10 protein-coding genes and 1 pseudogene are annotated in these 13,961 nt (G+C 71.8%); 5 read left to right on the top strand and 6 right to left on the bottom strand.

Annotated elements, in window-relative coordinates:
• The first annotated feature begins 82 nt into the window (after positions 1 to 82).
• Both JNB61_RS17800 and JNB61_RS17795 read left to right on the top strand, forming a co-directional pair.
• The gene (locus JNB61_RS17800; RefSeq protein ID WP_220340501.1) at positions 83 to 1,888 is read left to right on the top strand and encodes an aldehyde dehydrogenase family protein; all 1,806 of its coding nucleotides are present in this window, start codon (positions 83 to 85) and stop codon (positions 1,886 to 1,888) included.
• Positions 1,885 to 3,528 (top strand): GMC family oxidoreductase, encoded by a 1,644-nt coding sequence (locus JNB61_RS17795; protein WP_220340500.1) that lies wholly within the window; start codon positions 1,885 to 1,887, stop codon positions 3,526 to 3,528. The genes JNB61_RS17800 and JNB61_RS17795 overlap by 4 nt, the downstream gene beginning before the upstream one ends.
• Before the next feature lie 159 nt (positions 3,529 to 3,687).
• Here JNB61_RS17795 and JNB61_RS17790 read toward each other — a convergent pair whose 3' ends face one another.
• The 3 genes and pseudogenes from JNB61_RS17790 to ypfJ all read right to left on the bottom strand — a co-directional run bounded on the left by JNB61_RS17790 (position 3,688) and on the right by ypfJ (position 7,582).
• Entirely contained in the window at positions 3,688 to 5,286 is a 1,599-nt protein-coding gene (locus JNB61_RS17790; RefSeq protein ID WP_220340499.1) for a DEAD/DEAH box helicase, read from the bottom strand.
• A 464-nt stretch (positions 5,287 to 5,750) separates the two neighbouring features.
• A pseudogene (pip, locus tag JNB61_RS17785) lies at positions 5,751 to 6,716 on the bottom strand (prolyl aminopeptidase); the annotation flags it as partial.
• On the bottom strand, positions 6,713 to 7,582 hold the full coding sequence (ypfJ, locus tag JNB61_RS17780; protein WP_220340498.1) for a KPN_02809 family neutral zinc metallopeptidase: 870 nt from the start codon (positions 7,580 to 7,582) through the stop codon (positions 6,713 to 6,715). The pseudogene pip and the gene ypfJ, both read right to left, overlap by 4 nt.
• Before the next feature lie 91 nt (positions 7,583 to 7,673).
• Between ypfJ and JNB61_RS17775 the strand changes: the two genes are divergently transcribed.
• The 3 genes from JNB61_RS17775 to JNB61_RS17765 all read left to right on the top strand — a co-directional run bounded on the left by JNB61_RS17775 (position 7,674) and on the right by JNB61_RS17765 (position 11,218).
• On the top strand, positions 7,674 to 8,696 hold the full coding sequence (locus tag JNB61_RS17775) for a malate dehydrogenase (RefSeq protein WP_220290264.1): 1,023 nt from the start codon (positions 7,674 to 7,676) through the stop codon (positions 8,694 to 8,696).
• A 111-nt stretch (positions 8,697 to 8,807) separates the two neighbouring features.
• Positions 8,808 to 10,580: a cation:proton antiporter gene (locus JNB61_RS17770; protein ID WP_220340497.1), complete on the top strand. Its 1,773-nt coding sequence runs from the start codon at positions 8,808 to 8,810 to the stop codon at positions 10,578 to 10,580.
• A 146-nt stretch (positions 10,581 to 10,726) separates the two neighbouring features.
• Entirely contained in the window at positions 10,727 to 11,218 is a 492-nt protein-coding gene (locus JNB61_RS17765) for a recombinase family protein (RefSeq protein ID WP_223214948.1), read from the top strand.
• Positions 11,219 to 11,231: 13 nt separating this feature from the next.
• Here JNB61_RS17765 and JNB61_RS17760 read toward each other — a convergent pair whose 3' ends face one another.
• The 3 genes from JNB61_RS17760 to JNB61_RS17750 form a co-directional block, all read right to left on the bottom strand.
• Positions 11,232 to 11,990, bottom strand: coding sequence for a hypothetical protein (locus tag JNB61_RS17760; protein WP_220340496.1), 759 nt, complete (start codon positions 11,988 to 11,990; stop codon positions 11,232 to 11,234).
• A complete protein-coding gene (locus tag JNB61_RS17755) occupies positions 11,978 to 13,615 on the bottom strand; it encodes a serine/threonine-protein kinase (RefSeq protein WP_220340495.1) in 1,638 nt (545 codons plus the stop codon). The genes JNB61_RS17760 and JNB61_RS17755 overlap by 13 nt, the downstream gene beginning before the upstream one ends.
• Positions 13,612 to 13,961: FHA domain-containing protein (locus JNB61_RS17750; RefSeq protein ID WP_220340494.1), on the bottom strand; the 350-nt coding region annotated here is incomplete at its 5' end. The genes JNB61_RS17755 and JNB61_RS17750, both read right to left, overlap by 4 nt.

Below are 13,961 nucleotides of genomic sequence, written 5' to 3'. Positions count from 1 at the left end.
AGTGCCGAGCGGGGTGGCATAGGATGCCCCGTGACACACTCGCCCGAGCCGGTCCCGGGAAGCGAGTTCGAAGGAGAGCAGCATGGCACCCACCTCGTCGACCCCGGCGAAGGCCCCTGCGAAGCCGCGCGCCGACAAGCCGGTCGAGGATGCTGCCGCCTCCGCCCTTCCGGCCGACGAGCGTGCGGCGCTCGACGTCGACGTCGATCGGCTCGAAGCGGGCGCCAAGGTGTGGGTCGCACTGACGCTCGACCAGCGGGCGCGCCTGCTCGGCCGCGTCCGCGATGCCGTCGGCGCGGTGGCCCAGGAGTGGGCCGACACCGCGACGATGTCGAAGGGCCTGGAGCCCGGGCATCCACTGTCGGGGGAGGAATGGCTCGGCGGGCCCTATGCCGTCATCGGACTGCTCGACGCGCTGCGTGAAACGCTCGAGGCGCTCGCGCAGGGACGCAGCCCGCTCGACGGCATCGTGTTGGACGAGGCGCCGGGCGGGCGTCTGCGCGCCCACACCTACCCTGTGAACGGCACCGAGAAGTTCCTGCTGTCGGGCTTCACCGGCGAGGTGTGGTTCGAGCCGGGCGTCTCCGCGGTCGAAGCGACCCGCGCCGCGGGCCTCGCCCAGCTGACCCCCACCGAGTCGGGCGGCGTCGGGCTGGTGCTCGGCGCGGGGAACGTCACTTCGATCCCCGTCGCCGATGTGCTGTACGAGCTGTTCGCGCACAACCGCGTGGCCCTGCTGAAGGTTAACCCCACGCAGGATTCCCTCCTCCCGGTGTTCGAGCGCGCGCTGGCCCCGCTCATCGAACCCGGCTTCGTGCGCATCGTGCGCGGCGGCGCCGCGACCGGCGCGTATCTCACCTCGCACCCACGGTTCGCCCACGTGCACATCACAGGGTCGGCGCAGACGTTCGACGCGATCGTCTGGGGTGCTGCGCCAGACTCAGCAACCGATGGGGATGCTGCGTCCGCACGCGAATCCGGCACTCCGAAGCTGCAGGTGCCGATCACGGCGGAGCTGGGCGGCGTCTCGCCGATCATCGTGGTGCCGGGCCGCTGGACAGCGGCAGACCTGAAGTACCAGGCGGAGCACGTGGCGACGATGCGGCTCGTGAACGCCGGACACAACTGCATCGCGGGCCAGGTCGTGATCGTGAGCTCCGACTGGCCGCAGCGCGCGGACTTCCTCCGCGAGCTGCACACGGCGTACGCCGCGGCCCCCGAGCGCCCGGTCTGGTACCCCCGGGCCGACGAGCGGCTGGAGGCCGCAGCATCCGCCTATCCCGGCGCGGTCTGGAGCGCCGACCGCACCCGCGCGATCGTCGAGATCGGCGAGGGGGACGCCGACCCCGTCGAGACGATCGAGTACTTCGCGCCGATCCTCGGGGTCGTCGAGGTGGCCGGCACCGGACAGGAGTTCCTCGACGCGGCGGTCGCCCACGCCAACGACAGGCTCACTGGGACGCTCGGCGCCAACGTCCTGATCGACCCCGTCACCGAGAAGGCGCTCGGCGACGGGTTCGAACGCGCGATGGCCGACCTCCGCTACGGCGACATCGCGATCAACACGTGGACGGCCTTCAACTTCCTCACCGCCCGCCTCACGTGGGGCGGCTTCCCGGGGGCGACGCTCGCCGACGTGTCGAGCGGCATCGGCGTCGTGCACAACGCGCTGCTGCTCGACCGCGTCGAGCGGTCGGTGGCGCGTGGTCCGTTCCGCCCCTTCCCGCGCTCGGTCGGAAAGGGCGGTGTCTTCACCATCCTCCCGACGCCGCCGTGGTTCGTGAGTTCGCGCACCGGCGCCGAGGTCTGCGCCGGACTCACGCGGTACCTCGTCGACGGCAGGCTCCCGGGGCTCGTGAAGACGCTGACCAAAGCCATGCAGGCGTGACCGCCGATTTCGGCAGGGACGGACTCGAGGCCGACTACATCGTCGTCGGCGCGGGCTCCGCGGGGGCGGCGCTCGCGGCACGGCTGAGCGAGGACGCCCGGGTCTCGGTGCTGCTTCTCGAGGCGGGCGGTCCCGACAAGGCGCTCGAGCTGCACGTGCCCGCTGCCTTCTCGAAGCTGTTCCGCGGCGCGTACGACTGGAACTACGACACGGTTCCCCAGCCCGGCCTCGAGGGCCGCACCGTGTACTGGCCGCGCGGCAAGACGCTGGGCGGGTCGTCGTCGCTCAACGCGATGATGTGGGTGCGGGGCTTCGCCGCCGACTACGACGAGTGGGCGGATGCTGCGGGCCCGACGTGGTCGTGGGACGCGCTGGTCCCCTACTTCCGGCGTGTGGAGCGCACGTCCGATCCCGCAGATGTGACGCAGGGCACGGGCGGTCCGCAGGCGGTCGAGCACCAGCGCGACCCGCGGCCGCACACGGCTGCGTTCCTGGACGCGGCGCGGGAGGCGGGGCATCCCGTCACCCCTCCGAATCTGCCGACCGGCCAGGGCTTCTCGCAGACGATGGTGAGCGAGCACCGCGGCGCCCGTGTCTCGACCGCCGACGCGTACCTGCGACCTGCGAAGCGGCGGCGCAACCTGCGCGTCGTGACGGGGGCCCTCGCCCGGCGGGTGACGTTCGAGGCCGGCGAGGGCGGGGCCCCGCGCGCCGCCGGCGTGTACGTCGAGATCGACGGCATCACCCGGCACATGCACGCACGGCGGGAGGTCGTGCTGTCGGGCGGAGCGGTGAACACTCCCCAGCTGCTCATGCTGAGCGGCATCGGCCCGGCGGAGCACCTGTCCGAGCACGGCATCGACGTGGTGGTGGATGCACCGGGCGTCGGCGCGAACCTGCAGGACCACCTCGTCGCGGGACTCGCTCCGGCGGCGAACGCCGGCACGCTGTACGACGCCGAGAAGCCCGCCGAGCTCGCGAGGTACCTGACGGCGCAGAAGGGGATGCTCACCTCCAACGTGGCCGAGGCGTACGGGTTCGTGCGCACCGAGGTCGCCGAACGCACGGGTGCCCCCGCGGGGCTCCCCGACATCGAGATCATCTTCGCCCCGGTGCCGTACGTCGGCGAGGGCCTGGTGCCCACGCCGGCGCACGGGCTCACGGTGGGTGCGATCCTGCTCCGCCCCCGCAGCCGGGGCACGATCCGGCTCGCGTCGGCCGACCCGACGATGCCGCCGCTCATCGACCCCGCCTACCTGTCCGATGCCGACGGTGTGGACGCCGAGACGATGCTCGCGGGCCTCGCGGAGTGCGAGCGCCTCATCGACACCGACGCGCTGCGCGCGCTCACCACGGGCGGATGGGTGCAGCCCGAGGGCGGCGAGCGCATGACCCCGGCCGAGCGCGCCGAGCTGTCGCTGCGCCGCTACTCGCACACGCTCTACCACCCCGTCGGCACGGCACGGATGGGGACGGATGCTGCCTCCGTCGTCGACCCGGAGCTCCGCGTCCGCGGCGTCAGCGGCCTGCGTGTGGCCGACGCCTCCATCATGCCCACGGTGATCCGCGGCCACACGAACGCGCCGGCGATCGTCATCGGCGAGGTCGCCGCCGACCTCATCCTCGGCCGCCACGTCTGAGCTTTTCGCGTCGCCTTTCCCCGGATTGGGGCGCACTCCGCACGTTCGGGGCGCGCGGCGTGCGCCCCGAATGTGCGCGGCGCGCCCCAAACCACAGGAGGAGACGACGAACCCCCTCCTCCCGGTGAGGGTGGAGGGGGTTCGTGATCGAGCTGGAAGTCAGCGGCCGCCGCGGCGGTTGGTGCCGTTGGGTCGGACGACCGAGCCGACCATGAGCTTGCCGGTGCCGCCCGACGAGGCGCGACGGCCCGGCGTGCGGGGGTTGCCCGCAGGCTGAGCCGAGCGGGCGTGACCGGCGCTCTGGTCGTGACGCTGGTGCGAGGCCTTGTCGTGCGCGGTGGCGGCATCGCGACGCTGGCCGCTAGCGCCCTGCTGACGCCCCGCGCCGGCAGCGGCGCCCTGGGACGTGCCGCCCGACCCGGAGCCGCGACGGCGGCGACCGCCGCCCGAGCCCGAGCCGCCCGAGCGGGGGCCGGACGCAGCATCCGTCTCCCGCGCCTCACGGGCTGCGCGCTTGCGCTGCGCGTTCGCGCCCTGGCTGGTGCCGCGCGGCGTCTCGGCCACGGGGACGGGCTTGACGTACGGGGCGACCTGGCCGACGAGCTCGACGACCTCGGGCGAGGTCGCGGTCACGGCGACGGGCTCGACAGAGATGGCGGCCTTGCGCAGGAGCTGTGACACGTCGCGCTTCTGCTCGGGCAGGACGAGGGTGACCACGGCACCCTCCGCTCCCGCGCGAGCGGTGCGGCCGGAGCGGTGCAGGTAGGCCTTGTGCTCCATCGGCGGGTCGACGTGGATGACGAGCTCGACGTCGTCGACGTGCACGCCGCGGGCCGCGACATCCGTCGCCACGAGCACCTTGACGGCGCCCGACGAGAACGCGGCGAGGTTGCGATCGCGGGCCGCCTGCGAGAGGTTGCCGTGCAGGTCGACGGCGGGGATCCCCTGGCCGGTGAGCTGCTTCGCGAGCTTCTTGGCCTGGTGCTTGGTGCGCATGAACAGGATGCGGCGGCCCATGCCGGAGGCGAGGGCCTTGACGACGTCCTTCTTGGCGTCGGCGTCGGCGAGCGTGAAGACGTGGTGCGTCATGGCGGCGACGGGCGAGTGCGCCTCGTCGACCGAGTGCAGCACCTCGTTCTGCAGGAAGCGGTTCACGAGCTTGTCGACCCCGTTGTCGAGGGTCGCGCTGAACAGCAGGCGCTGGCCGCCGGCCGGCGTCGCGTTGAGGATGCGCGTGACACCCGGGAGGAACCCGAGGTCGGCCATGTGGTCGGCCTCGTCGATGACGGTGATCTCGACCGCGTCGAGGTGCACGAAGCCCTGCTTCATGAGGTCCTCGAGGCGGCCGGGGCAGGCGACGACGATGTCGACGCCCGCGTTCAGCGCGTTCACCTGACGGTTCTGGTTCACGCCGCCGAAGATGGTCGTCGTGGTGAGCCCGTAGGCCTTGGCGAGCGGGGCGAGCGTCGCGTCGATCTGCGTCGCGAGCTCGCGCGTCGGCGCCAGGACGAGGCCGAGCGGCCGGCCCTTGCGGCGGTTGCCGCCGGCCAGCTTGCCGCCCAGGCGCGCGGCCATCGGGATCGAGAACGCGAGGGTCTTGCCCGACCCGGTCTTGCCGCGGCCGAGCACGTCGCGGCCGGCGAGCGTGTCGGGGAGCGTGTCGACCTGGATCGGGAACGCGGTGGTCTTGCCGTTCGCGGCGAGCGCGTCGACGAGGGGCTGCGGCACGCCGAGCGCGCCGAACGTGGTTTCGGTCATGAGGGGAGTTCTCCGGGCACGCGGGTGCCCTGTCGGTAACCGGGGCGTATCTCGCCCGCGGGTCGCCGTACGAAAGATGTCAGCGCGGTTCTTCGGATCGGGGTCCGGGTGCCGGCGAGGGAAGCGTTCTACGACGCGAGAAGCGCATCGGAGCGCTGCAAGGTTATCCACCCTACCAGTGGCGGCTGGGCGTTCCCCGGTCAGAGGTCGGCGGTGTCCTTGCGCTTCGTGGATCGCTTGCCGTTGCGCTCACGGCGAAGCTCCGGCTCCATGGCCGGCGGATCCTTTGGATCACTCGCGCCCTCGGAGCGGAACTCGGCCTCGGGGTCGGGCTCGGCGTCGGCCTCCGGCTCGGCGCCGTCGGCTGCGGGCACGGGCCCGGGGTCGGGGTCGGCCTCCGGCTCGGCGCCGTCGGCTGCGGGCTCGTCGACGGCCCCGGCGTGGGACTGCTCGGCGGGCGCCTGCGCGAAGCGGTCGGTCGCCGCGCGCAGGGCGGCTGCGATACCCGGCTCGGACGCCGCGTGCGCAGCATCCGGGATCATGACGAAGTCGGCCTCGGGCCACGCGCGATGCAGGTCCCACGCGGTCATGGCGGGGGTGCAGACGTCGTAGCGGCCCTGCACGATGACGGCGGGAATGCTGCGGATCCGACCCACGTTCGCGATCAGCTGCTCGGGCTCGAACCAGCCGCCGTGCAGGAAGTAGTGGTTCTCGATGCGGGCGAACGCGACGGCCGCGCGCGGCTCGGTCATCGCCTCGATCAGCTCGGCGTCGGGGAGCAGCGTGAGATTCGCGGCTTCCCAGCGCGACCACGCGACAGCGGCCGGCACGTGCACGGCGGGGTCCGGGTCGGCGAGCCGTCGGTGATACGCCTCCATGAGCTGCGAGCGCTCGAGGATCGGGATCGGGGCGATGAAGTCCTCCCACAGATCCGGGACGATGGATGCTGCGCCCCCCTCGTAGAACCACTCCAGCTCGTGGCGCCGCAGCGTGAAGATCCCACGCAGCACGATCTCGGTGACGGCCTGCGGGTGGGACTCGGCATAGGCGAGGGCGAGCGCGCTCCCCCACGAGCCGCCGAAGACCTGCCACTTCTCGATCCCGAGGTTCTTGCGCAGCAGCTCGATGTCGGCGACGAGGTGCCACGTCGTGTTGTGACGCAGGTCGGCATCGGGCTCGCTCGCGTGCGGGGTGGAGCGTCCGCACCCGCGCTGGTCGAGCAGGATGATGCGGTACCGCTCGGGGTCGAAGAAGCGGCGGTGCCAGGGCGACGTGGCGGCACCCGGCCCGCCGTGCAGGAACACCACCGGCTTACCCTCGGGGTTTCCGCTCTGCTCGTACGCGATGCGGTTGCCCTCGCCGGCGATGAGCGTGCCGGTGTCGTAGGGCTCGATGGGCGGATAGAGGATGTCGTCGAGGTGTTCGTTCACAGGCTTCCCCCTGGGACGGCGAAGGTGTCGCACGCCTCGGGCCCATTCTGGTAGCCGGTCTCGAACCAGCGCTGGCGCTGTTCGCTGGAGCCGTGGGTCCAGGACTCGGGGTTCACGAAGCCCCCGGACTCCTGCTGGATGTGGTCGTCGCCCACGGCGCCGGCCGCGTTGATCGCGTCGGCGATCTGCTGCTGCGTGGGCTCCTTCAGATACGGTACGCCGTTCTCGTCGCGCTGCTCGGTCATGTCGCCCACCCAGGCGCCCGCGAAGCAGTCCGCCTGCAGCTCGGTCCTCACGCCGTTGCTGTCGGGGCCGGCGCCGTTGTTCGGGTGGTCGTCCATGACGCCGATGAGGTTCTGAACGTGATGGCCGTACTCGTGGGCGAGGACGTACAACTGCGCGAGCTCGCCCGCCGATGCGTCGAACTGCTGGCGGAGGAGCCCGAAGAACGTCGGGTCGATGTAGACCGTCTGCTCGGGCGGGCAGTAGAACGGACCGGTCTGGTTGGACGCCGTGCCGCAGGCGGACTGCGTCTGCTGGTCGACGACGATCAGCTGCGGCTTGCTGTAGCCCTGCACCTGCGTCTCCCAGTACTGGTCGAGCACGAGACTGCCCGCGGCCAGTCGGCAGTCGTCGCGCGCGTTGGCGTCGGCCCCGGTCTCGCACTGCTGGATCTCGGACTCCTCGCCCGATGCCACCTGCGGCTGCGAGGGGATGACGCTCGACAGGTCCTGCCCGGTGAAGAGCTGGAACAGGATGACCGCGATCGCCCCCAGGCCGGCGATTCCGCCGCCCGCCACCGCTATGCCACCGCCTCGACGCCGCGCCGTGTTCCCCCCGACGTTGGCGTTCTCATTGAACGTCATGCCGTCACGGTACCCCGACAGTCCGATCCACAGCAGGAACCATTCCCGAATCGGCAGGAATGAGTACAATGCGCCGGGCTACGCTCAGAGCATGTCGAGCGAACCCACGACCGTGACCATCACCGGCGGCGGCGGCCAGATCGGCTACGCCCTCATGTTCCGCATTGCGGCGGGAGACATGCTCGGCCCCGATCGTCCGATTCGGCTGCGGCTGCTCGAGATCCCGCAGGGCATGCGTGCGGCCGAGGGCGCGGCGCTCGAACTGCAGGACTGCGCGTTCCCGCTGCTCGCCGGCGTCGACGTCACCGACGACCCGCTCGCCGCCTTCAACGGCACCCGCATCGCGATGCTCGTCGGCGCTCGCCCGCGGTCCGCCGGCATGGAACGGGGCGACCTGCTCGCGGCGAACGCGGGCATCTTCGGGCCGCAGGGCAAGGCGATCGGCGCGGTGGCGGACGACGCCGTGCGCGTGGTCGTGGTCGGGAACCCCGCGAACACGAACGCGCTCATCGCCGCGGCATCCGCCTCTGGCGACATCCCGTCCGAGCGGTTCACGGCCCTCACGCGCCTCGACCACAACCGTGCCGTCGGCCAGCTCGCAGAGGCGCTCGATGTCGCCGCCGGCGATATCGCAGACGTCGTGATCTGGGGCAACCACTCGGCGACGCAGTTCCCCGACGTCTCGCACGCGATCCTGCCGGACGGGATGACGGTGCTCGAGGCGCTGGCCGAGCGCCTCGGCGGCGAAGCGGCGGCGACGGCATGGCTGGATGACGTCTTCATCCCGCGCGTGGCGAAGCGCGGGGCGGAGATCATCGACGTGCGCGGCTCGTCGTCGGTGGCTTCCGCCGCGAACGCCGCGATCGACCACGTGCGCGACGAGCAGCTCGGCACCCGCCGCGGCATGACCTCGGCGGCGGTCGTCTCACGGGGCGAGTACGGAGTTCCCGAGGGCCTCGTGTGCTCCTTCCCGGTGACCTCGCGCGGCCATGACGACGGATATCGCGTCGTCGAGGGACTCCACCTCGACGATCGCGCACGCGCGCGGGTCGCAGCATCCGTCGACGAACTCGTCGCCGAGCGTGACGCGGTGCGGTCGCTGGGCGTGCTGTAGCCGCCGGTCCGTTCCTGCATCGCCGATCTCACGGCCACGCCCGCTTGATCGACGCAGGAACAAGAGGGGCGATCCGAAGCCGCGCAGCGCGCCCGCAATAAGCTCTGGACCGTGGAAGCCCTGATCGTCGTCATCATCGCGATCGTGGTCATCGCGCTCGCCACGGCGGTCGCCCCGAGGCTCGGGATCGCCGGGCCGCTGATCCTCGTGCTGGTCGGCGGTGCGGTGAGCCTCTTGCCGTTCGTCGAGATCCCCGAGATCGACCCGGAGTTCATCCTGGTGGGGGTGCTGCCGCCCCTGCTCTATTCGGCGGCCGTCGCGCTGCCCGCCATCGAGTTCCGCCGCGACTTCGGCCCCATCGCGGGGCTGTCGTTCCTGCTCGTCATCATCAGCTCGGTGCTGCTCGGGCTCTTCTTCATCGCCGTCATCCCCGGCATCCATCCCGCGATAGCGGTGGCGCTCGGGGCGATCCTCAGTCCCACGGATGCGGTGGCCACCTCGATCGTCAAGCGCCTCGGCGTATCGCGCCGAGTGGTGACGATGCTCGAGGGCGAGAGCCTGCTCAACGATGCGACGGCGCTGGTGCTCCTGCGCACGATGATCGCCTCGGTGGCAATCGCGACCAGCGTCAGCGGCGACACCCGCGTCGGGTTCGGGTTCATCCCGGAGTTCGCGTGGGGCGTCGTGGTCGCGGTGGTGGTCGGTGCGGTGGTGGGCTGGCTGAACCTGCGGCTGCGCGCACTCATCAAGAACTCGGCGGCGAACACCGCGATCGGCTTCGTCGTGCCGTTCATCGCGTACATCCCCACCGAGGAGCTGGGCGGATCCGGCCTCGTCGCGGCGGTCGTGGCGGGGATCGTGACCGGCCAGGGCGCGGCCCGGTGGTTCACACCGGAGCAGCGCCGATCCGACGAGCACAACTGGCGCACGATCGAGCTCGTGCTCGAGGGCGCCGTCTTCCTCATCATGGGCCTCGAGCTGCGCGACATCGTGACGCAGAACGTGGAGCAGCACAACGGCCTCGGCACCGGCCTCGCAATCGCGCTCGGAGCGCTGGCGATCATCATCGCCTCGCGCGCGGCATACGTCTCGCTGCTGGTGTGGCTGCAGAGCCGGCGCGCCCGCGGGCGGCAGCGCACCCGTCTCGAGGCGATGAACACGCGACTCGACCAGATCGCCGAAGGTTCGGCCGTGCCGGATCCGCGCTACCGCGGCCGACGCGGCGGGGTGTCGTTCGACGACCCGCGCGCGCAACGGCGGCTCTCGTCGATGCGGGCGCGTGTGTCGCGGGCGCTCAGCGACCTCGATTACTACCAGGCCTCGCCGCTCGGCTGGAAGCACGGCGTCATCATCGTGTGGGCCGGCATGCGCGGCGTGGTGACGCTCGCCGCGGCGCAGACGATCTCGAGCGACGTCACCGACGACCGCGCCCTGCTCGTCTTCATCGCGTTCGCGGTGGCCGTCGGAAGCCTCATGCTGCAGGGCTTCACGCTGCCGTGGCTGGTCACGGCGCTGCGGATCGGGAAGTCCGGTGACGACAGCCTCGACAAGGCGGAGCAGTCTGCGCTCGACGACGAGCTGCGCGACGCCGCGATCGGTGCGCTGTCGGATCCCTCGCTGCGCCGGCGCGACGGCTCGCCGTTCGCCGAGGACCTCGTCTCCCTTGTCGGCAGCCGCATGGTCGACCCGCCGGACGACGCCGACGGCCTGCCGACCGGCGACCTCCTCGAGCTCCGGCTCGCGATGATCGAGGCGATGCGCGGGCGCCTGAACGAGCTGTCGTCGGGCGGCGAGTACAGCACACCCGCTCTGCGCCACGCCCTGGCCGAGCTCGACGCCGACCAGCTGAGCCTCGAGCTGCGGCTGGACGACGAAGACGACTGAGCGCGGTCCTGCCGCGACCGCGGCAGTTTTCTGCACCCGCGGCGTGCCGCGACGCAGAAAAGTGCAGCACTCGTCGCGGGGGGGGGCACCGCGTCGCCGCGCGTCACCGGCGTGGGGGACAATGGACGTGAGCGAGGGGGCCTCACATGAGCGAGACGACGAAGACGCCGGATGCCGCGCACACGCACGCGGCTCCGGCTGCGGGCTCGGTCGCGGCCGACACCGCGCCGCTGCATCTGCCGCACCAGGCGGCGGAGTGCCCCAAGTGCTTCACCGAGCTGCAGCAGAACCGCAACTGGTGGCTCGCCCAGCCCGCCGGATCACGCCTCGTCGGGCTCGTGATCGCGCGCGACGACATGCCTTCCGTGGTCGAGCAGCGCAGCGACCTCGCGCGCTTCGGCGTGCCGATCGAAGGCTTCCGTCACCCGGCTCCCGAGACCCTCGAGTCCTGGGAGGAGCGGCTCGTCCGTCTGTTCGGCACACTCGTCCGCGGCGACGTGCTCGTCGTGGCCAACGTGCACGCGCTCGGTCGCGACATCGATGAGGAGACCCGCACCGTCACGGAGCTGCACCGCCGAGGTGTGGTGGTGAAGGTCGTCAGCCACGGCGGCCGCCACCTCTACGACGCCGGCCGCTGACGCGACACCCCCTTCACGCGTCGTCCTCCGCGGACGCGCTCGCGCCGGCGAGCGAGCTTTCGCGTTCCACGTCCAGGAGGGGAAGGTCGTCGCGGGTGACGAGGCGTGCCGCGATCGCGTGCTCGACGAGCCGCACCCGGCGATTGGTCGCGTACGAGCGCACCCCGCCCCGCATCCCGGGCACGCCCGCGCGGTCGAGCTTGTCGCAGACGTTGTCGAGCTTGCGGTTGAAACGCGTGAGCGTCCAGCCGAGGCGCTCGGCAGCCTGCGCCGAGGTCGGCAGCTCGCTCATGCCGGTGCCCTCACGGCGCAGCACGGGCTCGGCGAGCGCGAGGATCATCACGCGCTGACTGTGCGTCAGCGGCACTTCGCCGATCGTCGACAGGCCGTCGTCGTCGGCGGGCGGCTGCGTGTCGCGGAAGGTCGGCTCGGCCGCGTGGATCGTGAGCTCGTACGTCGTGGGGCCTGCACTGAAGATGACGGATGTCGCGGCGAACACGACCGGCAGCCGCGCGCCCGGTGCGAGCCAGGCCTGCACGCGTCCGCCGGAGTCGGTGACCGTCGCCGACAGCCGCGAGCCCACGTTCGAGAGGAGCCACATACCCTCGAGGTTCTGGATCGTGAGGAAGTTGCGGTGCAGGAACAGGTTGTCGTCGATCGCTAGGTCGCCCTCGCGGCCCACCGTGAAGACCGCGCCGGGCGCGACCGAGAACTCCTCGCCCGCGAACTCGATCCTGAGCTCGTCGACCTGTGCGGATGTCACGGCGAGCACCCCCGGGTGGGCGCGTTCTGGAATTGCCCGTTCGCGCGCACCAGCTCCACGTCGACGCAGGTCGGTCCCGAGGCTGCCGCCGGCACCACGATCTCGGCGACGTCGACAGACTCCGGTGCGGGGTCGCTGTCGCTCACCGATACAGCCGTGACGAGGTAGTGGTCGCCGTCCTGCGGGTCGGGATTCGTCCACGTGAACTTCACGCCGCCCTCGACCGGCGTTCCGACGACGTCGGTGACAGCGGGGATGACCGTCGAGAGAGGGTCCTGCGGCTTCGACGACTCCGTCGGCGTGGGAGGCTCCTGGGCGGTGCCCGACAGCATGCCGGGCAGCGACACCCCCACGATGACCGCGACGATCGCGAGGGCGGCGGCGCCGAGCCCGATCCAGAGTCCGGTGCGACGGCGACGCGGGGGCGCAGCATCCGTCTCCGGCTCCGGAGGGGGTGCGTCGAACGCGGGAGGGCGGACGATCGTCTCGTCGAGCGACACCGGCAGGCCGACCGGATCGCGGCGGACCGTCTGCTCGTACGCCGACGCGTACGCCGGGGCCGGGGCCGCGGGCGCCTGGCGGGCCACGGTCGCCGTCTCGGCGAGGGGCGGGTCGAACTGCGGGGTGTGGGCCCGGCTGGGCGCGGTCGTCGCCGACGGACGGGTCATGCCGGCCGCCGGCGTCGTCTCGGGGTTGATGCTGACGACACCCCGGACCCGGGTGAGGCCGTCGTCCTCGTCCTCCTCGAGGTCGTCCAGGACGTGGTCGTCGAGGATGTCGATCGGGGTGACCGAGTGCGACAGCTCGATCTGCACGGTCTGCAGCGCGCGGGCGAAGGCCAGGGCGCTCTCGTACCGGTCGACGGGCGCCTTGGCCATCGCGCGCTCGAGCACGCGCTCGAGCGACGCCGGCACGTCGGCCCGGCCGAGGGCCGGGAGCGCCAGCGTCTCGATGCGGTGGATGAGCTCGGCGGCCCCGTTGCGCTGACCCGGCAGCTCGAATGGCGAGCGTCCGGCGAGCAGGGTGTACACCGTCGCGCCGAGCGCGTACACGTCGGAGCGCGGGTCGCTGCGCGGCACGTCGGCGAACGACTCCGGCGGCGACCACGGGATCGACAGACCCGCCGACTCGGCCGCCGCGTTCGTGGTCGACGCGATGCCGAAGTCGGTGAGCGCCGGCCGGTTGTATTCGGTGACGAGGATGTTCGCGGGCTTGATGTCGCGGTGCAGCACGCCCGCGCGGTGCGCTGTCTCGACGGCTGCCGCGACCTGCACGCCGACCCGCAGCGACTCGGCGATCGAGAAGGGCTCCCGCCGGTAGCGCACCTGCAGGTTCGGGCGCGGGCAGTACTCCATCACGAGGTAGGGGCGGCCGTCCTTCGCGACGCCGGCCTGGTAGATCGTGACGATCGCCGGGTGCGTCGACAGCATCGCCATGACGTTCGCCTCGGCGGTGAACTCCTCGACCGACCCGCTCGACATGCGATCGGTGAGCAGCACCTTGACCGCGACGCGGCGCTTCGGCAGCTGCTGCTCGTACAGGTACACGTCGGCGAAGCCGCCCGATCCGAGCAGGTCGACGTAGGTGAAGCCGGGAAGATCCGGCGGCGCCATGGGCGCGCGCTTGGGGCTCACGACAGCCCCTCGATCGCCACGGTGATCCCGTCGCCGAGGTCCAGCACGTCACCGGGAATGACGACGGTGCCCTCACCCGGGTGCAGGCGCACCGGATCCGCGCCCGGCCGCAGCAGCGTCGTGCCGTTGGTGGTGCGCAGGTCGGTCGCGACGATGCTCTCGCCTTCGACCCGCAGCTCGACGTGGCTGCGTGAGATGTCCTGCTGAGGGCTGTCGACGGCCACGAGGTGCGGCAGGTCGGTGCCGCTCACGCGCGTCGATCGCGGCCGCCGGCCGATCACGATCGTGCGGTCGAGCGGCAGCACCTGCCCGGTCGACACGCGAACGCGACCGGGGGCGGGCGGGC

The organism is Microbacterium ureisolvens, from assembly GCF_019511645.1.
In the GTDB taxonomy this organism is placed as follows: Bacteria; Actinomycetota; Actinomycetes; order Actinomycetales; family Microbacteriaceae; genus Microbacterium; species Microbacterium ureisolvens_A.
Note: the sequence above shows the minus strand (reverse complement) of the source record. Positions and strands in the feature narration are given on the sequence as shown.